Raw genomic sequence first — 25682 nt, 5'->3', positions numbered from 1 at the left:
TGGCCGGAGCGGGCCCCCGCGGCTGAGCGCGCCGCGGGCGTATGGCACAATGGCTAGCTGTACTCGACAGTCGCATAGGACCCCTCTCTCCTCCGGCTGACGCGTCCATCGGGCACCCGAGTACCGCAACCCCACGTGGCATCTCATGTGCCCAACCACGTCAAGTTCAGGAGACACCACTCCAGTGGCAGTCAAGATCAAGCTCAAGCGCCTCGGCAAGATTCGCCAGCCGCACTACCGCATCGTCGTCGCCGACGCCCGCACCCGCCGTGACGGTCGCGCGATCGAAGAGATCGGTATCTACCACCCGACGTACAACCCGTCGCGCATCGAGGTCAACGCCGAGCGTGCGCAGTACTGGCTGTCCGTTGGCGCCCAGCCCACCGAGGCTGTGCTCGCCATCCTGAAGCTGACCGGTGACTGGCAGGCGCACAAGGGCCTTCCGGCCCCCGCGCCGCTGCTGCAGCCGGCGACGAAGGAGAGCAAGCGTCGCTCCTTCGACGAGTTCGCCAAGGCCCTCGAGGGCATCGGCGAGGGCAAGGGCGAGGCCATCACGCAGAAGAAGAAGGCCGACAAGAAGGCGGACGAGGCTGAGGCCACCGCCGAGTCGACCGAGGCCTGAGCATGCTCGAGGAGGCTCTTGAGCACCTCGTGAAGGGCATTGTGGACAACCCCGACGAAGTGCAGGTCGCCTCGCGCAACCTGCGCCGCGGACAGGTGCTCGAGGTCCGGGTTCACCCCGACGACCTCGGCAAGGTGATCGGCCGCAACGGCCGCACCGCACGTGCTCTGCGTACCGTCGTGGGCGCCATCGGCGGCCGGGGGATCCGCGTCGACCTCGTCGACGTGGACCAGGTCCGCTGAGACCCGGTTTGCTAGAAGCGTGAAACACCGGCACGGGCCGGGGAGGGCATTCGTGCCCGCCCCGGCCCGTCGTCGTCTGAACAGGAGAGCACAGTGGAGTTGGTAGTCGCGCGGATCGGCCGCGCCCACGGCATCAAGGGTGAGGTCACCGTCGAGGTGCGCACCGACGAGCCGGAACTGCGGCTCAGTCCCGGCGCCGTGCTCAAGACGGAGCCCGCGACGGCGGGACCGCTGACCATCGAGACGGGCCGGGTGCACAGCGGGCGGCTGATGCTCCGCTTCGCCGGCGTCAAGGACCGCACCGGTGCCGAGGCGCTGCGCAACATCCTGCTCATCGCGGAGGTGGACCCGGCGGAGCTGCCCGAGGAGCCCGACGAGTACTACGACCACCAGCTCATGGACCTCGACGTGGTCCTCGCCGACGGCACCGAGATCGGCCGGATCACCGAGATCTCCCACCTGCCCTCGCAGGACCTGTTCATCGTCGAGCGGCCGGACGGCTCCGAGGTGATGATCCCCTTCGTCGAGGAGATCGTCGCCGAGATCGACCTGGAAGAGCAGCGCTGCGTCATCACCCCGCCCCCCGGGCTGATCGACGAGCGCGAGGCGATCATCGACTCGACCCGTGGCGAGGACTCCGGATCCGGGGAAGAAGCCTGATGCGTCTCGACGTCGTCACGATCTTCCCCGAGTACCTGGAGCCGCTGAACGTCTCCCTGGTCGGCAAGGCGCGGGCGCGCGGGCAGCTCGACGTACACGTCCATGACCTGCGGGAATGGACGTACGACCGGCACAACACGGTGGACGACACCCCGTACGGCGGCGGTCCCGGCATGGTCATGAAGACCGAGCCGTGGGGCGAGGCCCTGGACGCGGCGCTGGCCGACGGCTACGAGTCCGGCGCGCACGGCCCCGTCATGGTCGTCCCCACCCCCAGCGGCCGGCCGTTCACGCAGGAACTCGCCGTCGAGCTCTCCGAGCGCCCCTGGCTGATCTTCACCCCGGCCCGGTACGAGGGCATCGACCGCCGGGTCATGGACGAGTACGCCACCCGCATGCCGGTCTACGAGGTCTCCATCGGCGACTACGTCCTGGCCGGCGGCGAGGCGGCCGTCCTGGTCGTCACCGAGGCCGTCGCACGGCTGCTGCCCGGGGTGCTCGGCAACGCCGAATCGCACCGGGACGACTCCTTCGCGCCCGGCGAGATGGCCAACCTGCTGGAGGGGCCCGTCTACACCAAGCCCCCGCAGTGGCGCGGCCGCGGCATCCCGGACGTGCTGCTCAGCGGCCACCACGGGAAGATCGCCCGCTGGCGCCGGGACGAGGCCTTCCGCCGCACCGCGCAGAACCGGCCCGACCTGATCGAGCGCTGCGAGGCCTCCGCCTTCGACAAGAAGGACCGGGAAGCGCTGAGCATCCTGGGCTGGAAGCCGACCGCGGACGGCCGATTTTGGCGTAGACCGCAGACCGTGGAAGAATAGGCGGCTGCTGTGTGCTCGCGTGCGCCCCTGCCACAGGGGGAACGTCGCCCGCCGAGTGACCCGGCTCCCGAATTCTCTACGGAAACCCGCACCGGCGACCTGTGGCGTCGTGCGAAGAAAGCAGACGAAGAACATGTCTCACCTGCTCGATGGCGTCAACGCCGCCGCGCTCCGCTCGGACGTCCCGGCCTTCCGCCCGGGTGACACGATCAACGTGCACGTCCGCGTGATCGAGGGCAACCGCTCCCGTATCCAGCAGTTCAAGGGTGTCGTCATCCGTCGCCAGGGCTCTGGCGTCTCCGAGACCTTCACCGTTCGCAAGGTCTCCTTCAGCGTCGGCGTGGAGCGTACCTTCCCGGTGCACTCCCCGATCTTCGAGAAGATCGAGCTCGTCACCCGCGGTGACGTGCGTCGCGCGAAGCTGTACTACCTCCGTGAGCTCCGCGGCAAGGCCGCGAAGATCAAGGAGAAGCGCGACAACTGAGGTCCCCTCCGGGGTCCCGGGCTGGCCGGATAGGCTCGCTCCCGATGGACACCGAAGCACCTCACACGCAGCGCGGCCACTCTTCCCCCGTCGAGGGGGAGGGGCGGTCGCGTTTTGCGTTTCCCCGGGCCCGTGCGTTCCTGACCTGGCGGCGGGCGGGGCTGCTCGGCGTGGCCTGCACCGTCTTCCTGCTGCTGCTCAGCAATTTCGTCGTCCAGCCGTTCCTGATCCCGAGCCGGTCGATGGAGCCGACGCTGGCGGTCGGGGACCGGGTGCTGGTCAACAAGCTGGCGTACCGTTTCGGCGACCAGCCGGCGCGGGGCGACCTGGTGGTCTTCGACGGCACCGGATCCTTCGTGCGGGAGGGCGCGAACGGTGGCGCGGACAACCCGATCGGCACGGCCCTGCACGGCGCGGCCTCGGCGCTCGGGCTCGCGGAGCCGTCCGACACCGACTTCGTGAAGCGGGTCGTGGGCGTCGGGGGCGATGACGTGGTGTGCTGCGACGCCGGTGGCCGGATCAAGGTCAACGGGGTCGCGCTGGAGGAGCCGTACCTGTTCTCCGGCGACGCGCCCTCGAAGGTGCCGTTCCGGATCGTCGTACCCCTTGGGACCCTGTGGGTCATGGGTGATCATCGTTCCCAGTCCCGGGACTCCCGGGACCACCTGGGGGAACCGGGCGGGGGGATGGTGCCGGTGGAGAAGGTGATCGGGCGGGCCGACTGGATCGGCTGGCCGGTCTCGCGCTGGGGCTCCGCGGGCGGCGGACGTGGGTAGCCGGGGCAGGCCGAGAGCCGAACGGGAGCCCGATCCGGAGCCGGAGCCCGTCGTACCGGCGGAGACCGGTGGCCGGGCCGAGCGGCGCCGGCTGGCGCGCCGGGTCCGGCGGCGCCGGCGTACCCGCCGGGCGGGGGAGGTGCCCCTGCTGGTGGTGGTCGCGCTGTGCATCGCCCTGCTCCTCAAGACGTTCCTCGTGCAGGCCTTCTTCATCCCGTCGGGCTCCATGGAGCAGACGATCCGGATCGGGGACCGGGTGCTCGTGGACAAGCTGACGCCGTGGTTCGGCTCCAAGGTCGAGCGCGGCGACGTCGTCGTGTTCAAGGACCCCGGGGGCTGGCTCAAGGGCGAGGCGGCGCGCCCCGCACCGGACCCGGTCGTGGTCAAGCAGATCAAGCAGGCCCTGACCTTCATCGGCCTGCTGCCCTCGGCCGACGAGCAGGACCTGATCAAACGGGTCATCGCGGTCGGCGGGGACACCGTCAAGTGCTGCGACGCGCGGGGCCGGGTCACCGTCAACGGCTCCCCGCTCGACGAGCCGTACGTGAACCCCGGCAACTCCCCCTCGGACATCCGCTTCGAGGTGCAGGTGCCGAAGGGGCGGCTGTTCGTCATGGGTGATCACCGGGCGAACTCCTCCGACTCCCGCTACCACCTCGACGAGGCCTTCCAGGGGACCATCGACGAGGGCGGAGTGGTGGGCGAGGCCGTGGTCATCGCCTGGCCCTTCGGCCACTGGAGCCGGCTGGAACAGCCCGCCACCTTCCGCATGGTGCCCGATCAGGCACGGAGCGGACGGCGCGCGCCCCGTCGGCGCCGCGGGGGCACGTCGTTCGCATAGTGTGTCCTCGGCTCCCGCGCCTTCGGGAACTCCCGCTCGTTATGGGAGGGGAGGGCCCGTGTCTGATCCGGTGCGGGCGGCGAATCCGAGTGAGGAGTGGATGTGGGGGATGTGGCGGTAGGCGCGCGATCCGGACGCGACGAGGGTGATGAGCGGCCGGACGATGCCTTCGAGCGCAAGGCCGCCGAGGGCGAGGTCAAGGACGGGGACGAGGCGGACGGCGAGAAGGCCGCGCGTCCGCACCGCTCGTTCTGGAAGGAGCTTCCGCTCCTGGTCGGTATCGCGCTGCTGCTGGCCCTGCTGATCAAGACCTTCCTCGTGCAGGCGTTCTCGATCCCGTCCGACTCGATGCAGAACACGCTGCAGCGCGGGGACCGGGTGCTGGTGGACAAGCTGACCCCGTGGTTCGGCTCCGAGCCCGAGCGGGGCGAGGTCGTCGTCTTCCACGACCCGGCGAACTGGCTGTCCGGAGAGCCCACCCCCGAGCCGAACCTCGCCCAGCAGATCCTCAGCAAGATCGGCCTGATGCCGGACGCCGCCGAGAAGGACCTGATCAAGCGGACCATCGCCATCGGCGGTGACACGGTCGAGTGCAAGAAGGGGGGGCCGGTCGTCGTCAATGGCAAGGAGCTCGACGAGCCGTACATCTTCCCCGGCAACACTGCGTGCGACGACGCCCCGTTCGGGCCGATCACCGTGCCCAAGGGCAAGATCTGGGTGATGGGCGACCACCGCCAGAACTCCCAGGACTCCCGCTACCACATGCAGGACTCCACCCAGGGCTTCGTGCCGGTCGACAAGGTCGTCGGCCGGGCCATCGTCGTCGCCTGGCCGGTCACCCGCTGGTCCACGCTCCCGGTCCCGGACACCTTCGACCAGCCGGGCATCGGCAACCAGGCCAAGGCCACCGCGGTCGGCCTCGGCGCCTCCGGGCTGGGGCCGGTCGGCCTCGCTCCGGCCGCTCTGGGGCTCACCGGCGCGGTGCCCGTCGTACTGTGGCGCCGACGGAGGCTGACCAGCGGGCGTACCGCCGGGTAGGGTGCCGCCCAGGTCGACGATCTCCGAGTTGGGGTTGCTGCAATGGGCGGAACAGAAGCAGGACGAGCGATACGTGGCGACGGTGGCCGCGGCGGTCTCGGCAACGTGTTGTCGGGGATCGCCGTGGCCATCGGCTTCGTGCTCTTCCTCGGCGGCTTCGTGTGGGGAGCGCTCGTCTACCAGCCGTACACCGTGCCGACCGACTCGATGATGCCGACGGTCAAGCCCGGGGACCGGGTGCTGGCGCAGCGGATCGACGGCGGCGAGGTGCGCCGGGGCGACGTGGTGATCTTCACGGACACCGCGTGGAGCGATTCGCCCATGGTCAAGCGGGTCGTCGGCGTCGGCGGGGACACCGTCAAGTGCTGCGGCGACGGCGGCCGGCTCACGGTGAACGGCAAGGAGCTGGACGAGCCGTACATCGAGCAGGACAGGCTCGACGTGGCGGGCGCGCCGAGCGGCGGTGCTTCGCGGACGGCGTTCGAGGTGACCGTGCCCGAGGGCAACGTCTTCCTGATGGGCGACCGGCGGGGCGCCTCGCTGGACTCCCGGGCGCATCTGCAGGAGGCCGGGCAGGGGACGGTCGCCCGGACGGCGGTCAGCGCCCGCGTCGACGCCCTCGCCTGGCCCTCCTTCTCGATGGTGGAGCGGCCCAAGACGTACGCCGCGCTGCCGGGCGGGATCTCGGGCCCGGGCCCGCTGCGGCTCCAGCTGGCCGCCGCCGTGGTCGGAGCCGCCCTGGTGGTGCTCGGGGCCGCCTACGGGCCGGTCGTACGGGTCCTGGGGCGCGCGCGGCGACGGGAGCGGGCCGATGTCGGCTGACTCGGAGCGCGCGGGGCACCCGGAGCACCCGGAGGGCGGTCAGGGCCCGCGGAAGGTGGCGCGGGTGATCCTGCTGGACCCGGCCGACCGGATCCTGCTGCTGCACGGCTTCGAGCCGGCGGACCCGGCGGACGACTGGTGGTTCACCCCCGGCGGCGGCCTGGAGGGCGACGAGAGCCGGGAACAGGCCGCCCTGCGGGAGCTGGCCGAGGAGACCGGCATCACCGAGGTGGAGCTGGGGCCGGTGCTGTGGCACCGCTACTGCTCCTTCCCCTTCGACGGGCGGCGCTGGGAGCAGGACGAGTGGTACTTCCTGGCCCGTACCGCGCAGACGGTGACCGAGCCGCTCGGGCTCACCGAGCTGGAACGGCGCAGCGTCACCGGAGCCAGGTGGTGGACCTCCGAGGAACTTCTCACAGCACATGAGACGGTGTACCCGACCAGACTCGCCGAGCTGCTCCGTACGCTGCTCGTCGACGGGCCTCCGGGTGCGCCGGTGATCCTGGCCCCGGAAATCGTTTAGGGGCGAGAGTGCCTGGCGCACAATAGGGGGACGCACGGCTGAAGGGGAACATGCCATGAGTGCCGAGGACCTCGAGAAGTACGAGACCGAGATGGAGCTGAAGCTCTATCGCGAGTACCGCGACGTCGTCGGGCTGTTCAAGTATGTGATCGAGACCGAACGTCGTTTCTACCTCACCAACGACTACGAGATGCAGGTGCACTCGGTCCAGGGGGAGGTGTTCTTCGAGGTCTCGATGGCCGATGCCTGGGTCTGGGACATGTACCGGCCCGCCCGCTTCGTGAAGCAGGTACGGGTGCTGACCTTCAAGGACGTGAACATCGAGGAGCTCAACAAGAGCGATCTCGAACTGCCGGGCAGCTGAGCGACGGCAGGGCGGCGGCCGAGCGGTCGATTCCCTCACATTCCCCCGCAAGGGTGATGGCGTTGTCCACAACGCCCCGGTTGTCCACCAAGATCCACAAGGTGGGAGGGGACGCGGGATCGTCGGTGCCGGAGGTGGTGCCGGATGAACGCGAAGGGCGTGGCACAGCAGGCATTGGGGCGGTACGGCGAGGAAATCGCGGTCCGGCGGCTGACCGAGGCCGGGATGACCGTCATCGCACGGAACTGGCGGTGCCGTAGCGGGGAGATCGACATCGTCGCGCGGGACGGGGACGCCCTCGTCGTGTGCGAGGTCAAGACCCGGCGGGAGGGGGAGTTCGAGCATCCCATGGCCGCCGTCCGGCCGGGCAAGGCCGAGCGGCTGCGCCGGCTCGCCGGGCGCTGGCTCGCCGACCACGGCGGACCGCCCTCCGGCGGGGTGCGCATCGACCTCGTCGGGGTCCTGCTGCCGCGGCGCGGTGCGCCCGTGGTGGAGCACGTCAGGGGGGCGGCCTGATGGGGTTCGCGCGGGCCTGCTCGGTCGCGCTGGTGGGCGTCGACGGCGTGGTGGTGGAGGTACAGGCCGATCTGGAACCGGGCGTCGCCGCCTTCACCCTGGTGGGACTGCCCGACAAGACCCTGATCGAGAGCCGCGACCGGGTGCGGGCCGCCGTGGTGAACTCGGGCGCCGCCTGGCCGCAGAAGAAGCTCACGGTCGGGCTCAGCCCGGCCTCGGTGCCGAAATCCGGCGCCGGCTTCGATCTGGCCGTGGCCGCGGCGGTCCTGGGCGCGGCCGAGGTGGTCGATCCCGCGGCCATCGCCGACCTCGTGCTCATCGGGGAGCTGGGCCTGGACGGCCGGGTGCGGCCCGTCCGGGGGATCCTGCCGGCGGTCCTCGCCGCCGCCGAGGCGGGCTACCGGCAAGTGGTGGTGCCGCAGCAGTGCGCCGCCGAGGCCGCTCTCGTCCCGGACGTCTCGGTGCTCGGCGTCCGCAGCCTGCGCCAGCTCATCGCGGTCCTGACCGACGGCGTGGTCCCGGAGGAGGAGCCGGACCCGCCGGGCCGTCCCGATCCGATACTGGCGGGCCTGATCCTCCCGGGGGCGGGCCGCGGCTCCGGCGCCGTGAGCGCGGCCGGGGGCGGGGAGGGGCTGGACCTGGCGGACGTGGCGGGGCAGCACCTCGCCCGCCGGGCCCTGGAGGTGGCCGCGGCCGGGGGCCACCACATCCTCCTGAGCGGCCCTCCCGGAGCGGGCAAGACACTCCTCGCCGAGCGGCTCCCCGGAATCATGCCCCCGCTCACACAGCCGGAGTCCCTGGAGGTCACGGCCGTGCACTCGGTCGCGGGAATCCTGCCGCCGGGCGAGCCGCTCGTGACGACCGCGCCGTACTGCGCGCCCCACCATTCGGCGACGATGCAGGCCCTGGTGGGCGGTGGCAGCGGACTGCCCCGGCCCGGCGCGGTCTCGCTCGCGCACAGAGGGGTGCTGTTCCTCGACGAAGCGCCGGAGTTCCGTCCCCAGGTGCTGGACGCGCTGCGCCAACCCCTTGAGTCGGGGCAGATCGTGGTGGCCCGCGCGGCCGGGGTGGTGTGTCTGCCCGCCCGCTTCCTCATGGTCCTGGCGGCCAACCCGTGCCCGTGCGGGCGGCACACCCTGCACGGTGCGGGATGCGACTGCGCGCCCTCGTCGGTCAGGCGCTACCAGGCCCGGCTGTCCGGTCCCCTGCTGGACCGGGTGGACCTGCGCATCGAGGTCGAGCCGGTCAGCAGGTCCGACCTCCTCGCCGAGCGGGGGCGGGGCGAGAGCAGTGCCACCGTCGCCGCGCGGGTCGTCGAGGCACGGTCCCGCGCGGCCCACCGCCTCGGCGACACCCCCTGGAGGATCAACAGCGAGGTCCCGGGGCGCGAGCTGCGCACGCGCTGGCAGCCCGCCCCCGGCGCCCTGGCCCAGGCCGAGCGCGACCTGGAGCGGGGGCTGCTCACCGCCCGCGGCCTCGACCGGGTGCTGCGGGTCGCCTGGACCGTGGCCGACCTGCGGGGCAGGGACCGCCCCGACGCGCTGGACGTGGCCGTCGGCCTGGAACTGCGGACCGGCATCGCCCGCGGGGCCGTGCTGGCGGCGGGGGCCGGGTCATGACCGGGGCCGGGGCGCCCGACCCGCAGGCCGTGGCGGGGGCCCGGGCCGACGACCGGGAGGTGCTCGCGCGGGTCGCGCTGACCCGGGTGCTGGAGCCCGGGGAGGAGCTCGGAGGGCGCTGGCTGCGGGAGCACGGGGCCGTCGGGCTGATACGGCTCCTGACCGGGCCCGAGGCGCAGGCCGGGGCGGGGGCGCTGGCCGGGGTGGCGCCGGAGCGGCTCGCCGGGTACCGCAGGCGGGCCGCCCTGGCCGACCCCCGGCGCGACCTGGAGGCCGCCGCCGAGGCGGGCTGCCGGTTCGTCCGCCCGGGCTGCGCGGAGTGGCCGACCCAGCTGGACGACCTCGGCGACGCCCGGCCCGTGGGGCTGTGGCTGCGGGGCCGGCCCGACCTGCGGACCTGGGCGCTGCGCTCCGTCGCCCTGGTCGGGGCCCGCGCCTGCACACCGTACGGGGCGCACATGGCCCAGACCCTGGCCGCCGGGCTCACCGAGCGGGGCTGGGTGGTCGTCTCCGGCGCGGCCTACGGGATCGACGCCGCCGCCCATCGCGGGGCCATCGCGTCGGGCGGGGCCACGGCCGCGGTGCTCGCCTGCGGGGTCGATGTGGCGTACCCCCGGGGGCACTCCGAGCTGCTCGGCCGGATCGCCGCCCAGGGGCTGGTCATCGGGGAACTGCCGCCGGGCAGCCACCCCACGCCCAGTCGGTTCGTCCTGCGCAACCGCGTCATCGCGGCCCTCACCCGCGGCACGGTCGTGGTGGAGGCCGCCCACCGCAGCGGGTCCCTGGTCACCGCCCGCCGGGCCCGGGAACTGGGACGGTTCACCATGGGCGTCCCGGGACCCGCCACCAGCGGACTCTCCGCCGGGGTGCACGAACTGCTGCGCGGCGAAGCGGTGCTCGTCACTGACGCGGCCGAGGTCATCGAACTCGTCGGCACCATGGGGGAGCTGGCACCGGCGCGCCACGGCCCGGTGCTCGCCCGGGACCTCCTGGGCCGCGACACCGCCCGGGTCCTCGAAGCCCTCCCGGCGGGCCGCCTCGCGAACCTGGAGGAGGTGGCCCTCGCCGCGGGCACCGGCACCGATGAAGTCATCGGCAGACTGTACGAACTTCACTCTCTGGGGTTCGTCGAACGGCAGGGCGACGGCTGGCAGTTGACCCGACAATCACCTGGAGGAGGCACACAAACCGGTGTCACCCGGCGAGGCGGTCATTGACCTGGGGCGTTCCGGTGAAAGAGTGAAGCCGATGAGAGACGCGGCCTTCCCGGTGGCACCCGCCGGGACCGTGCGCCAGGCGCCGGTCCCGGGTGGCCCGCGCGAGTCCGGGCGCCCTTGCGGCCCTGCGCGATCCCGTACTCTTCGCGCACCGCGACACTTCCGTCACGCTACGCTCCCAAGGAATCCCGCTCCGGCAAAGGCGAAGCATGCCCCAGCACACCTCAGGGTCTGACCGCGCTGCGGTGCCCCCCGCTGCCCGCGGCAGCGTGCGGTCGACCGCGCCCTCGTCCCTCGAGGTGCTGTGGCGCTCGTACAAGGACTCGGGTGACGAGCGGCTGCGGGAACAGCTGATCCTGCACTACTCGCCGCTGGTGAAGTACGTGGCCGGCCGGGTCAGCGTCGGTCTGCCGCCCAATGTCGAACAGGCCGACTTCGTCTCCTCCGGGGTGTTCGGACTGATCGACGCGATCGAGAAGTTCGACATCGAACGGTCCATCAAGTTCGAGACCTACGCGATCACCCGCATCCGGGGCGCGATGATCGACGAGCTGCGGGCGCTGGACTGGATCCCGCGCTCGGTCCGGCAGAAGGCGCGGGCCGTGGAGCGGGCCTACGCCACGCTGGAGGCCCAGCTGCGCCGCACCCCGTCCGAGAGCGAGGTCGCCCGTGAGATGGGGATCGGGGTGGAGGAACTCCACACGGTCTTCAGCCAGTTGTCGCTGGCGAACGTGGTCGCGCTGGAGGAGCTGCTGCACGTCGGCGGGGAGGGCGGCGACCGCCTCTCGCTGATGGACACCCTGGAGGACACCGCCGCGGACAACCCGGTGGCGGTGGCCGAGGACCGCGAACTGCGCAGGCTCCTGGCCCGGGCGATCAACACCCTGCCCGAGCGGGAGAAGACGGTGGTGACCCTCTACTACTACGAGGGCCTCACGCTGGCGGAGATCGGCAACGTGCTGGGCGTCACCGAGAGCCGCGTCAGCCAGATCCACACCAAGTCGGTGCTGCAACTGCGGGCGAAGCTGGCGGATGTCGGGCGCTGACGCGCACCGGCCTTGCGGTACCTCCGTAGAGTGGATGCGTGCCCAGGATTCGAGCGGCCTCCGTGGCCGAGCACCGGTCGATGCAGCGCGGCGCCCTGTTGGACGCCGCGCGTTCCCTGCTGTCCGAAGGCGGGACGGAAGCGCTGACCTTCCCCGCCCTCGCGGAGCGGACCGGCCTCGCCCGGTCCTCCGTGTACGAGTACTTCCGGTCCCGCGCGGCCGTCGTCGAAGAGCTGTGCGCGGTGGACTTCCCCGTGTGGGCGGCCGAGATCGAGGCGGCGATGTCCGAGGCCGAGACGCCGGAGGCCAAGATCGAGGCGTACGTGCGCAGCCAGCTGGGGCTGGTGGGGGACCGCCGGCACCGCGCGGTGGTGGCGATCTCCGCCAGCGAGCTGGACGCCGGGGCGCGCGAGAAGATCCGCGCGGCGCACGGCGGGCTCGTCGCGATGATCGTGGAGGCCCTGGCCGCCCTCGGGCAGCAGCAGCCGAAGCTCGCCGCGATGCTGCTCCAGGGAGTGGTCGACGCGGCTGTCCGGCGGATCGAGCTCGGGGCGGCCGAGGACCCGGCCGTGGTCACCGAGGCCGCCGTCGCCATGGCGCTGCGGGGCGTCCGGGGCTGAGGCCCTCAGAGCGGACCGGGGTCCGGCAACAGGCGCGGGGTCGGGCGGGGGACGAGCGTCAGCGGGTTCAGGTAGACCTCGCCCGCCAGGAGCCCCCAGTGCAGGCACGGGGCCGCACAGTGGGAGCCCTCCGCCAGCACCGCGACGACCTGGCCGGTGCTGACCCGCTCACCCTCCGCGACCAGCGGGCGGACCGGCTCGTACGTCGTGCGCAGGCCGTTCGGGAGCGTGAGCGAGAGCACCCCGCGCCCCGCGACCTGCCCGGCGTGGTGCACGTGGCCCGGGCCGACCGCGCGGAGCTCCGCGCCCACCGGCGCGAACAGGTCCACCCCGCGGTGGCCCGCCGCGTACGGGCCCGGCGGCGGATCCCACCAGCGCGCCACCGACAGGGGCGCGGGCAGCGGCCGGGCCCCGGGCGCGGCGGCCTGGAGCAGGGTCAGCAGCAGGCTGATCAGCAGTGTCGTCATGGCCCTCAGCGTCCCGCGGCCGGGCCGCGGCCGACGGCTCCTGTGGACAGGGCCGGGGCTGTGGACAACGGCGTCACCCGGCATACCGCCGGGTCCCGTACACTTCTTGTGGCGATCCGGGTCACCGGGTCGACTTCGCACGCCCCAGCACCGGCCCGAAAAGGCCTGGTGACAGCGTCTCTCGGTCCCTCAGCGGGGCAGGGCGCGGCGGGGCGTCAGGAACCAAACCGAGAAACCAAGGAGATGGCCATGGCCGTCGTAACGATGCGGGAGCTGCTGGAAAGCGGCGTCCACTTCGGTCACCAGACCCGCCGCTGGAACCCGAAGATGAAGCGCTTCATCTTCACGGAGCGCAACGGCATCTACATCATCGACCTGCTGCAGTCGCTGTCGTACATCGACCGCGCCTACGAGTTCGTGAAGGAGACCGTCGCGCACGGTGGCTCCATCATGTTCGTCGGCACCAAGAAGCAGGCCCAGGAGGCCATCGCCGAGCAGGCGACGCGCGTTGGTATGCCGTACGTCAACCAGCGCTGGCTGGGTGGCATGCTCACCAACTTCTCCACCGTCTACAAGCGCCTTCAGCGTCTGAAGGAGCTTGAGGCGATCGACTTCGAGGACGTCGCCGCCTCGGGTCTCACCAAGAAGGAGCTCCTGGTCCTCTCCCGCGAGAAGGCCAAGCTGGAGAAGACCCTCGGTGGTATCCGCGAGATGTCGAAGGTCCCCAGCGCCGTCTGGATCGTCGACACCAAGAAGGAGCACATCGCCGTCGGTGAGGCGCGCAAGCTCCACATCCCGGTCGTCGCGATCCTCGACACCAACTGCGACCCCGACGAGGTCGACTACAAGATCCCGGGCAACGACGACGCGATCCGCTCCGTCACCCTGCTCACCCGCGTGATCGCCGACGCCGTCGCCGAGGGCCTCATCGCCCGCTCCGGCGCTGCGACCGGCGACTCGAAGCCGGGCGAGAAGGCCGCTGCCGAGCCGCTCGCCGAGTGGGAGCGCGACCTGCTCGAGGGCGACAAGAAGGCTGACGACGCCGAGGCCGCTCCGGCCGAGGCCCCGGCCGCCGAGGCCGAGGTCGTCGCCGAGGCTCCGGCCGCCGACGCTCCGGCCGCTGACGCCGAGCAGGCCTGACCCACTGAGAGCGCCCGGCGTTCACGCGCCGGGCACTCACAGCACGGACGATGACGGCGGGGGCGCCGCGCCACGAGCGCGGCCCCCCGTCGCACCCGTAGATCTACGACTTCGAGAGAGAATCACAGACTCATGGCGAACTACACCGCCGCTGACGTCAAGAAGCTCCGCGAGCTCACCGGCGCCGGCATGCTGGACTGCAAGAACGCGCTGGTCGAGTCCGACGGCGACGTCGACAAGGCCGTCGAGGCGCTCCGTATCAAGGGTCAGAAGGGCGTCGCCAAGCGCGAGGGCCGTTCTGCCGAGAACGGTGCCGTCGTCTCCCTGCTCGCCGACGACAACACCTCCGGTGTCATCGTCGAGCTGAAGTGCGAGACGGACTTCGTCGCCAAGGGCGAGAAGTTCCTGGCCGTCGCCAACCAGCTGGCCGCGCACGTCGCCGCCACCTCCCCGGCCGACCTCGAGGCGCTGCTCGCGTCCGAGATCGAGCCCGGCAAGACCGTCACCGCTTTCGTCGACGAGGCCAACGCCAACCTCGGCGAGAAGATCGTCCTGGACCGCTTCGCGCAGTTCACCGGCGGTTACGTCGCGGCCTACATGCACCGCACCATGCCCGACCTGCCGTTCCAGATCGGCGTCCTGGTCGAGCTCGACAAGGAGAACGCCGAGGTCGCCCGCGGCATCGCGCAGCACATCGCCGCGTTCTCCCCGCGCTGGCTCTCCAAGGAAGACGTCCCGGCCGACGTCGTCGAGTCCGAGCGTCGCGTCGCCGAAGAGGTCACCCGCGCCGAGGGCAAGCCCGAGGCCGCGCTCCCGAAGATCGTCGAGGGTCGCGTCAACGGTTTCTTCAAGGACAACACGCTCCTTGGCCAGGCGTACGCCCTGGACGCCAAGAAGTCCGTCCAGAAGGTCCTGGACGAGGCCGGCGTCACCCTGGTGCGCTTCTCGCGCATCAAGGTCGGCATCTGAGTCCGTCCGTACGCGACGGACACCGGACCCCGGTAGGGTCTGAGGCAGTCGTCCGCGCTCGCGCGAGGCGACCGCAGATCTGACGAGGAGGCCATTGCCGTAGAGGGAACCGCAAGGACCCACCGGCAATGGCCTTCTTCGTATGTGCACGAGGAGATCTCCATGAATCAGGGCGTGGACCCCCACACCGCATCCGACGACAAGAGCGACCAGGACAAGAAGGGCCGCCGCTTCATGCTGAAGCTGTCGGGCGAGGCCTTCTCCGGTGGCGGAGGACTCGGCGTCGACCCCGACGTCGTCCACGCCATCGCGCGTGAGATCGCCGCGGTGGTCCGCGACGGCGCGGAGATCGCCGTCGTGATCGGCGGCGGCAACTTCTTCCGCGGCGCCGAGCTCCAGCAGCGCGGCATGGACCGGGCCCGGTCCGACTACATGGGCATGCTCGGCACCGTCATGAACTGCCTCGCCCTCCAGGACTTCCTGGAGAAGGAGGGCATCGACTCGCGCGTCCAGACGGCCATCACCATGGGCCAGGTCGCGGAGCCGTACATCCCGCTGCGCGCCGTGCGCCACCTGGAGAAGGGCCGCGTCGTGATCTTCGGCGCGGGCATGGGCATGCCCTACTTCTCCACCGACACCACGGCCGCCCAGCGCGCCCTGGAAATCGACGCCGAGGCCCTGCTCATGGGTAAGAACGGGGTCGACGGGGTCTACGACTCCGACCCCAAGAAGAACCCGGAAGCGGTGAAGTTCGACGCCCTGGAGTACGGCGAGGTGCTCTCCCGCGACCTCAAGGTCGCCGACGCCACCGCCATCACCCTGTGCCGCGACAACAAGCTGCCGATCCTGGTCTTCGAGCTGCTCGCCGAGGGCAATATCGCCCGCGCCGTCAAGGGTGAGAAGATCGGCACGCTCGTGAGCGACCAGGGCACCCGGGCCTGAGCCCCTCGCTGCCGGGCCGCGGCCCGCAGGGCCGAGCCCGTACCGCCCGCCTGAACCATCCGTATCTGACATGCAGGAGCACGTGGTGACCGAAGAGATCCTCCTCGAGGCCGAGGAGAAGATGGAAAAGGCCGTCGTCGTCGCCAAGGAAGACTTCGCCGCGATTCGCACCGGCCGTGCGCACCCGGCGATGTTCAACAAGATCGTGGCGGAGTACTACGGCGCCATCACGCCCATCAACCAGCTCGCCTCGTTCTCGGTGCCCGAGCCGCGCATGGCCGTCGTGACCCCGTTCGACAAGAGCGCCCTGCGCAACATCGAGCAGGCCATCCGCGACTCCGACCTGGGCGTCAACCCCAGCAACGACGGCAGCATCATCCGGGTGACCTTCCCCGAGCTGACGCAGGAGCGCCGCAAGGAGTACGTCAAGGTCGCGCGCACCAAGGCCGAGGACTCCAAGGTCTCGATCCGCGCCGTCCGCCGCAAGGCCAAGGACGCCCTCGACAAGCTCGTCAAGGACAAGGAAGCCGGCGAGGACGAGGTGCGCCGCGCCGAGAAGGAGCTCGACGACACCACCGCGAAGTACGTCGCGCAGGTGGACGAGCTCCTCAAGCACAAGGAAGCCGAGCTCCTCGAGGTCTGATGAACGACTCTCCCTGGGCCACGGAGCCGGTTCCGGCGGGTCCCGCATACGATGCGCTGGTGGGCCCGCAGACTCGGCCCATGCCCATCGTGCCCGATGCCGCCGGCCGTGACTTCGACGACCGGGAAGCACGCGATCGGGGGGCCGCCGCTGCCGGCGGCCCCCCGTTCCGCGCCGAGACGCCGCCGCAGGAGCCCATGCCCAGCCCCCCGCCTCCGCCCTCGCAGGCACCGCAGGACGCCTCGCCCCCGCCGCAGAAGAAGCGCGCCGGGCGGGACCTGCGTGCCGCCATAGGGGTCGGTGTCGGCCTCGGCGCGGTGATCTTCGCTTCGCTGTTCATCGTCAAGGCGGTCTTCGTCGGCGTCATCGTCGTCGCGGTCGTCGTGGGCCTGTGGGAGCTGACCTCCCGGCTCCAGGAGAAGAAGGGTGTCAAGGCGCCGCTGGTACCGCTCGCGGTCGGCGGCGCGGCGATGGTCATCGCCGGGTACGTCCGGGGGGCCGAGGGCGCCTGGGTGGCCATGGCCCTGACCGCCCTGGCGGTCCTGGTCTGGCGGATGACCGAACCGCCCGAGGACTACCTCAAGGACGTCACGGCGGGCGTCTTCGCGGCGTTCTACGTGCCCTTCCTGGCCACGTTCGTCGCGATGCTGCTCACCGCCGACGACGGGCCGCAGCGCGTCGTGACCTTCCTGGTCCTGACCGTGGTCAGCGACACCGGGGCGTACGCGGTGGGCTGGCGCTTCGGCAAGACCAAGCTCGCTCCGCGCATCAGCCCCGGCAAGACCCGCGAGGGCCTGTTCGGTGCGGTGGCCTTCGCCATGGTCGCCGGCGCGCTGTGCATGGAGTTCCTGATCGACGGCGGCTCCTGGTGGCAGGGCCTGCTGCTGGGCCTCGCGGTCGCGGTCAGCGCCACGCTGGGAGACCTCGGCGAGTCGATGATCAAGCGCGACCTGGGCATCAAGGACATGGGCACGCTGCTGCCGGGCCACGGCGGGATCATGGACCGGCTCGACTCGCTGCTGCCGACCGCACCCGTGGTGTGGCTGCTGCTGGCGGCGTTCGTCGGCACCGGCTGACCTGCGGAAAGGCGTCCGTACAGGCCGGGCGGTTACTCTTGGAAGGCGCGCTGCTTCTGCGGCGCGCCTTTCGTCTTACAAGGAGTACCTGCCATGGCCCGCCCTGTTCCGGGAGAGCTCACCTTCGTCGCACCGCGCGGAGCCAAGAAGCCGCCCCGGCACCTCGCCGACCTCACTCCCGAGGAGCGCCGCGAGGCGGTCGCCGCGATCGGTGAGAAGCCGTTCCGGGCCAAGCAGCTCTCCCAGCACTACTTCGCCCGGTACGCGCACGACCCGGCCGAGTGGACCGACATCCCGGCGGGCTCCCGCGAGAAGCTCCAGCAGGAGCTGCTGCCGGACCTGATGTCGGTGATCCGGCACATCTCGTGCGACGACGACACCACCCGCAAGACCCTGTGGAAGCTGCACGACGGCACGCTCGTCGAGTCCGTACTGATGCGCTACCCCGACCGGGTGACCATGTGCATCTCCTCCCAGGCCGGCTGCGGCATGAACTGCCCGTTCTGCGCCACCGGCCAGGCGGGCCTCGACCGCAACCTCTCCACGGCCGAGATCGTGCACCAGATCGTCGACGGCATGCGCGCCCTGCGCGACGGCGAGGTCCCCGGCGGACCGGCCCGGCTGTCGAACATCGTCTTCATGGGCATGGGCGAGCCGCTCGCCAACTACAACCGCGTCGTCGGCGCCATCCGCCGCCTCACCGACCCGGAGCCCGACGGCCTGGGCCTGTCCCAGCGCGGCATCACCGTCTCCACCGTCGGCCTGGTCCCGGCCATGCTGCGCTTCGCCGACGAGGGCTTCAAGTGCCGCCTCGCCGTCTCGCTGCACGCGCCGGACGACGAGCTGCGCGACACGCTGGTCCCCGTGAACACCCGCTGGAACGTCCGCGAGGTGCTCGGCGCGGCCTGGGAGTACGCGGAGAAGTCCGGCCGCCGGATCTCCATCGAGTACGCCCTGATCCGCGACATCAACGACCAGGCCTGGCGGGGCGACCTGCTCGGCAAGCTGCTCAAGGGCAAGCGCGTACACGTCAACCTGATCCCGCTGAACCCGACCCCGGGCTCGAAGTGGACCGCTTCGCGGCCCGAGGACGAGAAGGCGTTCGTCGAGGCCATCGCCCGCCACGGCGTGCCGGTGACCGTACGGGACACCCGCGGCCAGGAGATCGACGGCGCGTGCGGACAGCTCGCCGCCTCCGAGCGCTAGGTTTCGGTCAACGACGCTCGTATTCGGCCACGGGGTACCCTGTGGCCGAACCAATTTCATATTCCGACAGGGGAGCGCCACAGCGCTGAGAGTGCGGTATCCGTCATCCGCAGACCCTCTGAACCTCGCCCCGGTCATTCGGGGTAGGAAGTTCGGTCACCACTCAAGCTGTTGCGCCCTGCCCGGCGTCCGCTCCGACAGAGCGCCGGGCAGGGCCGCGTCTTCTCCTGGTCATCCCAGGAGGAATCACCAGTGAGCACCACCAAGAAGATCGCGGGCGCCGCGCTCGCGGCCGCGCTGGGCGTCACCACGCTCAGCGCCTGCGGCGGCGACGCCAAGGACAAGTCCGCGGGCGCGAGCGACGCCCCCAAGTCCAAGACGGTCACCCTCGTCTCCCACGACTCCTTCAACGTGACCGACACGGTCCTCAAGGAGTTCGAGCAGCAGAGCGGCTACACCGTCAAGGTGCTGAAGTCCGGGGACGCGGGCGCGGCGCTGAACCAGGAGATCCTCACCAAGGGCTCCCCGCGCGGCGACGTCTTCTTCGGTGTCGACAACACGCTCCTCTCGCGCGCCCTCGACAACGGCATCTTCACTCCGTACGAGGCCAAGGGCCTGGGCGAGGTCAAGGCGGAGTACGTGCTCGACAAGGAGCACCGGGTCACCCCGATCGACTCCGGTGACATCTGCGTCAACTACGACAAGGCCTACTTCGCCGAGAAGAAGATCGCCCCGCCGCAGACGCTGGACGACCTGATCAAGCCGGAGTACAAGAACCTGCTGGTCACCGAGAACGCCGCGACCTCCTCGCCGGGCCTCGGCTTCCTCCTCGCCTCCGTCGGCAAGTACGGCGACGACGGCTGGAAGGACTACTGGAGCAAGCTCAAGGCCAACGGCGTCGAGGTCGTCGACGGCTGGGAGCAGGCCTACAACGAGCGCTTCTCCGGTTCCGCGGGCGGCAAGAAGGCCAAGGGAGACCGGCCGCTGGTCGTCTCCTACGCCTCCAGCCCGCCGGTCGAGGTGCTGTACGGCGAGCCGCAGCCGGCCGAGGCCCCCACGGGCGTCGCCACCGGCACCTGCTTCCGCCAGGTCGAGTTCGCGGGTCTGCTCAAGGGAGCCAAGAACGAGGAGGGCGGCAAGGCGCTCCTCGACTTCCTGATCGGCAAGAAGTTCCAGGAGGACATGCCGCTGCAGATGTTCGTGAACCCGGTGGTCAAGGACGCGAAGCTGCCGGAGCTGTTCACGAAGCACGGAGTGGTGGTCGAGAAGCCGGAGACCGTCGCGCCGGACAGCATCGCCAAGAACCGTGAGCAGTGGGTCAAGGCATGGTCCTCGCTCGTCGTGAGGTAGTACGGGAGAGCCCGAAGGAGAGCGTCCGGGCCACGGCCGTCAGGCTGGGCCTGATGGCCGTCCCGCTCGCCTTCTTCGGGCTGTTCTTCGCGTATCCCGTCGCCGCGATCGTCGGGCGCGGGCTCAAGACCGACACCGGCTGGCAGTTCGGCCGGATCGGCGAGGTGCTGGCCCGGCCGGACATTTCCGACGTGCTCTGGTTCACCACCTGGCAGGCGCTCGCGTCCACCGCGCTCACGCTCCTGATCGCGCTCCCCGGCGCGTACGTCTTCGCGCGCTTCGAGTTCCCCGGCAAGCAGTTGCTGCGGGCGCTGGTGACCGTGCCGTTCGTGCTGCCGACCGTGGTGGTCGGCACCGCCTTCCTGGCGCTGGTCGGGCGGCGCGGGCTGCTGGACGAGGTGTGGGGGATCCGGCTGGACACCACCGTCTGGGCGATCCTGCTCGCGCACGTCTTCTTCAACTACGCCGTGGTCGTACGCACCGTCGGCGGGCTCTGGGCGCAGCTCGACCCGCGCCAGGAGGAGGCCGCCCGGGTGCTGGGGGCCGGGCGGTTCGCGGCCTGGCGGCGGGTGACGCTGCCCGCGCTGGCCCCGGCGGTGGCGGCCGCCTCGCTGATGGTCTTCCTGTTCACCTTCACCTCCTTCGGGGTCGTGCAGATCCTGGGCGGGCCCTCGTACTCCACCCTGGAAGTGGAGGTCTACCGGCAGACCGCGCAGCTCCTGGACCTGCCGACGGCGGCGGTCCTGACGATGGTTCAGTTCGCGGCGGTCGGAGCCGTCCTCGGGGTGCACGCCTGGACCGTGCGCAAGCGCGAGACCGCGCTGCGGCTCGTGGATCCGGGGCGCACGACGCACCGGCCGCGCGGGCTCGCGCAGCGCGGGCTGCTCGGCGCGGTGCTCCTGACGGTGGCGCTGCTGATCGTGCTGCCGCTGGGCGTGCTGGTGGAACGGTCCTTCGACGCGCCCGGCGGGTACGGGTTCGGCTTCTACCGGGCGCTCCAGGAGGTGGGCGCGGGCGGCGGAACGTTCCTGGTGCCGCCGCTGGAGGCGATCTGGAACTCCCTGCGGTACGCGCTCGCCGCCACCGCGATCGCCCTGGTGATCGGGGGGCTCGCGGCCGCGGCGCTGACCCGGCGCGGGGGCCGGTTCGTGCGCGGGTTCGACGCGCTGCTGATGCTGCCGCTGGGGGTGTCGGCGGTGACGGTGGGCTTCGGCTTCCTGATCACCCTGGACAAGCCGCCGCTGGACCTGCGGACCTCGTGGATCCTGGTGCCGCTGGCGCAGGCGCTGGTGGGGGTCCCGTTCGTCGTACGGACCATGCTGCCGGTGCTGCGCGCCGTGGACGGGCGGCTGCGGGAGGCCGCGGCCGTGCTCGGCGCGTCCCCGCTGCGGGCGTGGCGGGAGGTGGACCTGCCGCTGGTGCGGCGGGCGCTGCTGATCGCCGCCGGGTTCGCCTTCGCGGTGTCGCTGGGCGAGTTCGGGGCGACCGTCTTCATCGCCCGGCCGGACCAGCCGACACTGCCCGTGGCGGTGGCGCGGCTGCTGGGGCGGGCGGGAGAGATGAACTACGGGCAGGCGATGGCCCTGAGCACGATTCTGATGCTGGTGTGCGCGGTGTCCCTGCTGGTGCTGGAGCGACTGCGACCCGACAAGACCTCGGGAGAGTTCTGAATGACGCTGCTCCGGCTGGAAGGGGTGTCGGTCCGCTTCGGCGAGCGCGCCGTCGTGGACCGCGTCGACCTGGAGGTCGCCGAGCACGAGATCGTGTGCGTGCTGGGCCCGAGCGGCAGCGGGAAGTCGACGCTGCTGCGGGTCGTCGCCGGGCTCCAGCAGGTGTCCGGGGGCCGGGTCCTGCTCGGCGGGGCCGACCAGGCCGGCGTACCGGTGCACCGGCGCGGGGTCGGCCTGATGTTCCAGGACCACCAGCTGTTCCCGCACCGGGACGTGGGCGGGAACGTCGCCTTCGGCCTGCGGATGCGGGGTTCCTCGAAGGGGGCGTACGAGGCCCAGGTCGCGGAGCTGCTGGAGCTGGTCGGGCTCCCCGGAGCCCAGGGCCGGGCCGTGGCCTCGCTGTCCGGGGGAGAGCAGCAGCGGGTCGCGCTGGCGCGGGCGCTGGCCCCGTCGCCGCGGCTGCTGATGCTGGACGAGCCGCTGGGACAACTGGACCGGGGGCTGCGGGAGCGGCTGGTCGTGGAGCTCCAGGGGCTGTTCTCCCGGCTGGGGACCACCGTGCTGGCCGTCACGCACGACCAGGGGGAGGCCTTCGCGCTGGCCGACCGGGTGATCGTGATGCGGGACGGGCGGATCGCGCAGGCCGGCACCCCGCTGGAGGTGTGGCAGCGGCCGGCCTCGGAGTTCGTGGCGCGGTTCCTGGGCTTCGAGAACGTGGTTCCGGCCGTGGTGTCCGGCGCCGCCGCGGGCACCGCGTGGGGCAAGGTCCCCGTCCCGGCCGGGTCCCCGGAGGGGGAGCAGCGGCTGCTGATCCGGCCCGCCGGGGTCGTCCTGGGGCCGGAGGGCCTCGCGTGCGTGGTGGAGTCCCGCACCTTCCGCGGCACGCACGTCGCGCTGCTGCTGCGCCCGGAGGCGGGTCCCGTGCTGGAGGCCGAGTGCGGCCTGGCGGGGGCGCCGTCGGTGGGGGACCGCGTCGCGGTGACCTTCACCCCGTCCGAGGTGGTCGTACTCCCGGCCGCGAACTAGTGCCGCGTCACTAGTCGAGGATGCGGTCGCAGGCGATCGGCAGGTGGCGCGGGCCGCGCAGGACGGCGTTCTGCCGGTAGGGGGGCGGGTCCTCCAGGAGGCGGGGGTTGTCCAGTCGGCGGGCGAGCTCGCTCAGCGCCAGCTGGGCCTCCAGCCGGGCCAGCGGCGCCCCGAAGCAGCTGTGGATGCCGCTGCCGAGGCCGAGGTGCTGGATGTCCGTACGGTCCGGGTCGAAGCGGTCCGGGTCCTCGAACCGCTTCGGGTCGCGGTTACCGGAGGCCAGGATCAGCCACAGGGACGCGCCCTTGGGGATGGAGACCCCGGCGACCTCGATGTCGGCCAGCGTGCTGCGCTGGGGCAGCAGCTGGACCGGAGGCTCGTAGCGCAGCAGCTCCTCGACCAGGGTGACGGACAGGCCCGGGTCCTCGCGCAGCCGCCGCAGCACGTCCGGGTGGCGCAGCAGGGTCAGCATCCCGTTGGTGATGAGGTTGACCGTGGTCTCGTGGCCCGCGATCAGCAGGAGCGCCGAGGTGCTGAGCACCTCCATCGTCGTCATCGCGCCGTCCGGCCCGTCCGCCGTCGCCAGATGGGACAGCATGTCGTCACCGGGGCTCTTGCGGCGCTCCTCGATCAGCCCGGCCAGGTACATGCCGAGCTCCATCCGCACATCGGTGGAACCCTTGTGGCGCTGCGAGGGGTCGGCGTCCGGGTCGGGGTCCAGGCTCGCGGCGAGGGCGTCCGCCCACACGTGGAAACGCGGCTCGTCCTCGGGCGGCACGCCCAGCAGCCGGCAGATGACCGAGACGGGGAACGGGTAGGAGAACTGGTCGACCAGGTCGATCCGGTCCAGACCGTCCGCGGAGCCGATGCCGTCGATCAGCCCCGAGACGATGCCCCCGAGCTCGCCGCGCATGTCGTGGACCCGGTGCGGGGTGTGCGGCGGGCCGAACGGGCGGTTGGTCATCCGGCGCAGCCGGTCGTGCTCCGGCGGGTCGAGGTTCAGGAAGGCGGGCGGCAGCGCCGTGTCCTCCTCCTCGGCCTGGGCCAGCGGGTCGGCCGCCGTCGGCGTCAGATTGCGGCGGTCGGAGCTGATCCGCGGGTCGTGGAGGAGGCTCTGGATCTCGTAGTAGGTGCTGACGACGTACGGTCCGTCGCCCTCGTGGGACACCGGCGTCTTGCGGAGCTCCTCGTACAGCGGATACGGATCGGCACGGTTCGCGTAGTCGATGATCTCGCGCAGGATGGCTTGTGTCATGGCAGGTCCTCGATCAGTGGTGCGCGGGGGTGAACGTCATCCGCCGGTCGGCCGGCGAGTAGCCGCTGAGGGTGATCGTCGGTCCGTGCGTGGGCACTGACGGGTCGGGGAAGTCCGCCGGCATCGGCTTGTGGCCCTCCGGCCTGCGGTCCACGGTGGCGAACGGCGGCGGGAACGGCGAGGTGGTCTCGATCAGGTGCTGGTAGAAGGGCAGCCAGCGCGAATGGTCGAAGGTGACCGCGCCGATGACGCGCCCCTGGTACCCGTACACGCCGGTGAACCTGCGCTCGTCGCGCGAGCCCTGCGCGATGAGGATCTCCGTCCCCATCGAGGGCACCCCGACGGACTTGATGTTCACGCCGAACTGGGACGACCAGAAGGCCGGGACCCACACGTGGGGGCGGCGGTCCATGCCCTCGCTGAGCATGTTGTGCGCCGCCGTCTCGGCCTGGGCGACGGCGTTGCCCCAGTGCTCCAGGGACAGGAACTGGTACCCGAAGAGTGCGTGCGGGGAACGTGCCACGTCACCCGCCACATAGATGTCGTCGGTGACGATCCCCCAGATGTCGAAGGCCCGGCAGCCCGCGTCGCAGGCGATGCCGCGTGGACCCGCACCCAGACCCGACCCGGCGAGCCACTCGGTGTTGCGCTGCGCGCCGAGCGAGACGACCACCACGTCGGCCTCGACGGTGGCACCGTCGGACAGGTGCGCGGCGCGGAACCGCCCGGAGGGATCGCCCTCCAGCCCGGTCACCATGACACCGGTACGCAAGTCCACTCCGGCCTCGCGGTGCATGCCGGCCGCGACCTCCCCGATGACCCCGCCGAGCGCGCCGACCAGGGGCGCGTCGCCCCGTTCTGCGACCGTGACGGGCAGATCGCGCTCCCGGCAGGCGGACGCGATCTCCGACCCGGTGAAGCCCGCCCCGATGACGAGCACCCGGCGCGGGCCGGCGGCGAGACTGCGTTCCAGAGCGGCGCCGTCGTCCCGGGTGCGCAGGACGAAGACGCCGTCGAGCGCGCCCTCCTCCTCGTTCGGCCACGGCCGGGCCCGTACTCCGGTGGCGATCAGCAGCCGGTCGTACTCCACCGCGTCACCGTCGGCGAGGAGCACCCGGCGGCCCGCCATGTCCAGGCCGGAGGCGGGGACGCCGAGGCGCCACTTGGCGTCGATGTCCCGGCGGCGCGGGAGCGCGGTATGCTCCGCGGTCGCCTTGCCCAGCAGGACCTGCTTGGACAGCGGAGGCCGGTCGTACGGCTCGTACGGTTCGTCGCCGATCATCGTCAGCGAACCGGTGAAGCCCTTCTCGCGCATGGTCTCCGCGGCCCGCAGTCCGGCCAGCGAGGCGCCGACGACGACGATGCGGCCCTCACGCTTGAGGCGCTCCAGGGCGCCGTCACCGCTCACCGCGCACCTCCGCGGTGAGTACGGGTTCGTCCGCCGCGCCGTACTCGACGAGGATCGCCCCGACCGGGCAGGCGGCGACGGCACGCGCGACGTGCTCGCGCTGCCCCTCGTCCGTCTCCGGGTTGTAGAGCAGTCCTTCGTCCCCGTGCATGGCGAAGACTCCGGGAGCGAGGAACGCGCACTGCGCGTATCCCTGGCAGCGGTTGAGGTCCACGACAAGCCTCATGAGGGATCAGCCTTTCGGTGGCCGGAATGCTCCCCGTGCCCCGAGTCCCCCCGACCCGCCCCGTCCCTCCCCCTCACCAGCATGCGCGCGGGG

Annotated in this window: 29 protein-coding genes; 25 read left to right on the top strand and 4 right to left on the bottom strand. The window is 71.5% G+C overall.

Going from position 1 to position 25682, the window contains the following annotated elements; genetic code table 11:
- Nucleotides 1-184: 184 nt before the first annotated feature.
- From rpsP to ACZ7GJ_RS21315, 16 genes are all read left to right on the top strand, one after another.
- The gene (gene rpsP / locus ACZ7GJ_RS21390; RefSeq protein ID WP_468162212.1) at nt 185-622 is read left to right on the top strand and encodes a 30S ribosomal protein S16; all 438 of its coding nucleotides are present in this window, start codon (nt 185-187) and stop codon (nt 620-622) included.
- Between the two features lie 2 nt (nt 623-624).
- The gene (locus ACZ7GJ_RS21385) at nt 625-864 is read left to right on the top strand and encodes an RNA-binding protein (protein WP_030011889.1); all 240 of its coding nucleotides are present in this window, start codon (nt 625-627) and stop codon (nt 862-864) included.
- Nucleotides 865-957: 93 nt separating this feature from the next.
- A complete protein-coding gene (gene rimM / locus ACZ7GJ_RS21380; protein WP_470753790.1) occupies nt 958-1524 on the top strand; it encodes a ribosome maturation factor RimM in 567 nt (188 codons plus the stop codon).
- On the top strand, nt 1524-2345 hold the full coding sequence (gene trmD, locus ACZ7GJ_RS21375) for a tRNA (guanosine(37)-N1)-methyltransferase TrmD (protein WP_470753788.1): 822 nt from the start codon (nt 1524-1526) through the stop codon (nt 2343-2345). The genes rimM and trmD overlap by 1 nt, the downstream gene beginning before the upstream one ends.
- Nucleotides 2346-2478: 133 nt before the next feature.
- A complete protein-coding gene (gene rplS, locus ACZ7GJ_RS21370; protein WP_365917480.1) occupies nt 2479-2829 on the top strand; it encodes a 50S ribosomal protein L19 in 351 nt (116 codons plus the stop codon).
- Nucleotides 2830-2873: 44 nt separating this feature from the next.
- Nucleotides 2874-3605: a signal peptidase I gene (gene lepB / locus ACZ7GJ_RS21365; protein WP_470753787.1), complete on the top strand. Its 732-nt coding sequence runs from the start codon at nt 2874-2876 to the stop codon at nt 3603-3605.
- Entirely contained in the window at nt 3598-4446 is an 849-nt protein-coding gene (gene lepB / locus ACZ7GJ_RS21360) for a signal peptidase I (RefSeq protein ID WP_470753785.1), read from the top strand. The genes lepB (ACZ7GJ_RS21365) and lepB (ACZ7GJ_RS21360) overlap by 8 nt, the downstream gene beginning before the upstream one ends.
- A gap of 111 nt (nt 4447-4557) precedes the next feature.
- Nucleotides 4558-5484, top strand: coding sequence for a signal peptidase I (gene lepB, locus ACZ7GJ_RS21355; RefSeq protein WP_470753782.1), 927 nt, complete (start codon nt 4558-4560; stop codon nt 5482-5484).
- A gap of 42 nt (nt 5485-5526) precedes the next feature.
- Nucleotides 5527-6306 carry a signal peptidase I gene (gene lepB / locus ACZ7GJ_RS21350; RefSeq protein ID WP_470753779.1) on the top strand — a complete coding sequence of 260 codons (780 nt, stop codon included), beginning with the start codon at nt 5527-5529 and terminating at the stop codon, nt 6304-6306.
- Nucleotides 6296-6829 (top strand): NUDIX hydrolase, encoded by a 534-nt coding sequence (locus ACZ7GJ_RS21345; protein WP_470753776.1) that lies wholly within the window; start codon nt 6296-6298, stop codon nt 6827-6829. The genes lepB (ACZ7GJ_RS21350) and ACZ7GJ_RS21345 overlap by 11 nt, the downstream gene beginning before the upstream one ends.
- Nucleotides 6830-6884: 55 nt before the next feature.
- Nucleotides 6885-7193 (top strand): DUF2469 domain-containing protein, encoded by a 309-nt coding sequence (locus ACZ7GJ_RS21340; protein ID WP_005311352.1) that lies wholly within the window; start codon nt 6885-6887, stop codon nt 7191-7193.
- 144 nt (nt 7194-7337) lie between these two features.
- Nucleotides 7338-7709 (top strand): YraN family protein, encoded by a 372-nt coding sequence (locus tag ACZ7GJ_RS21335; protein ID WP_470753772.1) that lies wholly within the window; start codon nt 7338-7340, stop codon nt 7707-7709.
- Nucleotides 7709-9328 (top strand): YifB family Mg chelatase-like AAA ATPase, encoded by a 1620-nt coding sequence (locus tag ACZ7GJ_RS21330; RefSeq protein WP_470753769.1) that lies wholly within the window; start codon nt 7709-7711, stop codon nt 9326-9328. Before ACZ7GJ_RS21335 ends, ACZ7GJ_RS21330 begins: the two co-directional genes overlap by 1 nt.
- Nucleotides 9325-10545, top strand: coding sequence for a DNA-processing protein DprA (dprA, locus tag ACZ7GJ_RS21325; RefSeq protein WP_470753766.1), 1221 nt, complete (start codon nt 9325-9327; stop codon nt 10543-10545). The genes ACZ7GJ_RS21330 and dprA overlap by 4 nt, the downstream gene beginning before the upstream one ends.
- Before the next feature lie 209 nt (nt 10546-10754).
- On the top strand, nt 10755-11591 hold the full coding sequence (gene whiG / locus ACZ7GJ_RS21320) for an RNA polymerase sigma factor WhiG (RefSeq protein WP_470753763.1): 837 nt from the start codon (nt 10755-10757) through the stop codon (nt 11589-11591).
- A gap of 62 nt (nt 11592-11653) precedes the next feature.
- Nucleotides 11654-12211: a TetR/AcrR family transcriptional regulator gene (locus tag ACZ7GJ_RS21315; RefSeq protein ID WP_365917592.1), complete on the top strand. Its 558-nt coding sequence runs from the start codon at nt 11654-11656 to the stop codon at nt 12209-12211.
- A gap of 5 nt (nt 12212-12216) precedes the next feature.
- Here ACZ7GJ_RS21315 and ACZ7GJ_RS21310 read toward each other — a convergent pair whose 3' ends face one another.
- Nucleotides 12217-12678: a M23 family metallopeptidase gene (locus tag ACZ7GJ_RS21310; protein WP_470753761.1), complete on the bottom strand. Its 462-nt coding sequence runs from the start codon at nt 12676-12678 to the stop codon at nt 12217-12219.
- A 249-nt stretch (nt 12679-12927) separates the two neighbouring features.
- On the opposite strand from ACZ7GJ_RS21310, the gene rpsB reads away from it, so the two are divergent.
- From rpsB to ACZ7GJ_RS21265, 9 genes are all read left to right on the top strand, one after another.
- A complete protein-coding gene (gene rpsB / locus ACZ7GJ_RS21305) occupies nt 12928-13818 on the top strand; it encodes a 30S ribosomal protein S2 (protein ID WP_470753759.1) in 891 nt (296 codons plus the stop codon).
- 132 nt (nt 13819-13950) lie between these two features.
- Nucleotides 13951-14787 carry a translation elongation factor Ts gene (gene tsf / locus ACZ7GJ_RS21300; RefSeq protein ID WP_470753757.1) on the top strand — a complete coding sequence of 279 codons (837 nt, stop codon included), beginning with the start codon at nt 13951-13953 and terminating at the stop codon, nt 14785-14787.
- Nucleotides 14788-14949: 162 nt separating this feature from the next.
- The gene (gene pyrH / locus ACZ7GJ_RS21295) at nt 14950-15729 is read left to right on the top strand and encodes a UMP kinase (protein ID WP_365917468.1); all 780 of its coding nucleotides are present in this window, start codon (nt 14950-14952) and stop codon (nt 15727-15729) included.
- 85 nt (nt 15730-15814) lie between these two features.
- Nucleotides 15815-16372: a ribosome recycling factor gene (gene frr / locus ACZ7GJ_RS21290; RefSeq protein WP_365917467.1), complete on the top strand. Its 558-nt coding sequence runs from the start codon at nt 15815-15817 to the stop codon at nt 16370-16372.
- On the top strand, nt 16372-17448 hold the full coding sequence (locus ACZ7GJ_RS21285) for a phosphatidate cytidylyltransferase (protein ID WP_470753755.1): 1077 nt from the start codon (nt 16372-16374) through the stop codon (nt 17446-17448). The genes frr and ACZ7GJ_RS21285 overlap by 1 nt, the downstream gene beginning before the upstream one ends.
- A 93-nt stretch (nt 17449-17541) precedes the next feature.
- The gene (gene rlmN, locus ACZ7GJ_RS21280) at nt 17542-18654 is read left to right on the top strand and encodes a dual-specificity RNA methyltransferase RlmN (RefSeq protein WP_365917465.1); all 1113 of its coding nucleotides are present in this window, start codon (nt 17542-17544) and stop codon (nt 18652-18654) included.
- A gap of 252 nt (nt 18655-18906) precedes the next feature.
- On the top strand, nt 18907-20004 hold the full coding sequence (locus ACZ7GJ_RS21275; RefSeq protein ID WP_470753754.1) for a thiamine ABC transporter substrate-binding protein: 1098 nt from the start codon (nt 18907-18909) through the stop codon (nt 20002-20004).
- Nucleotides 20005-20057: 53 nt separating this feature from the next.
- Nucleotides 20058-21674 carry an ABC transporter permease gene (locus tag ACZ7GJ_RS21270; RefSeq protein WP_470753851.1) on the top strand — a complete coding sequence of 539 codons (1617 nt, stop codon included), beginning with the start codon at nt 20058-20060 and terminating at the stop codon, nt 21672-21674.
- Entirely contained in the window at nt 21675-22700 is a 1026-nt protein-coding gene (locus ACZ7GJ_RS21265; protein ID WP_470753751.1) for an ABC transporter ATP-binding protein, read from the top strand.
- Nucleotides 22701-22710: 10 nt separating this feature from the next.
- On the opposite strand, the gene ACZ7GJ_RS21260 is transcribed toward ACZ7GJ_RS21265, so the two are convergent.
- The 3 genes from ACZ7GJ_RS21260 to ACZ7GJ_RS21250 are packed head-to-tail and all read right to left on the bottom strand — an operon-like array spanning nt 22711 to nt 25589.
- Nucleotides 22711-23955: a cytochrome P450 gene (locus tag ACZ7GJ_RS21260; protein ID WP_470753749.1), complete on the bottom strand. Its 1245-nt coding sequence runs from the start codon at nt 23953-23955 to the stop codon at nt 22711-22713.
- 13 nt (nt 23956-23968) lie between these two features.
- Nucleotides 23969-25363: an NAD(P)/FAD-dependent oxidoreductase gene (locus ACZ7GJ_RS21255; RefSeq protein WP_470753748.1), complete on the bottom strand. Its 1395-nt coding sequence runs from the start codon at nt 25361-25363 to the stop codon at nt 23969-23971.
- Nucleotides 25353-25589 (bottom strand): ferredoxin, encoded by a 237-nt coding sequence (locus ACZ7GJ_RS21250; RefSeq protein ID WP_470753746.1) that lies wholly within the window; start codon nt 25587-25589, stop codon nt 25353-25355. Before ACZ7GJ_RS21250 ends, ACZ7GJ_RS21255 begins: the two co-directional genes overlap by 11 nt.
- Nucleotides 25590-25682: the final 93 nt, after the last annotated feature.

It is taken from the genome of Streptomyces sp. NPDC037242, from assembly GCF_055604165.1.
Note: the sequence above shows the minus strand (reverse complement) of the source record. Positions and strands in the feature narration are given on the sequence as shown.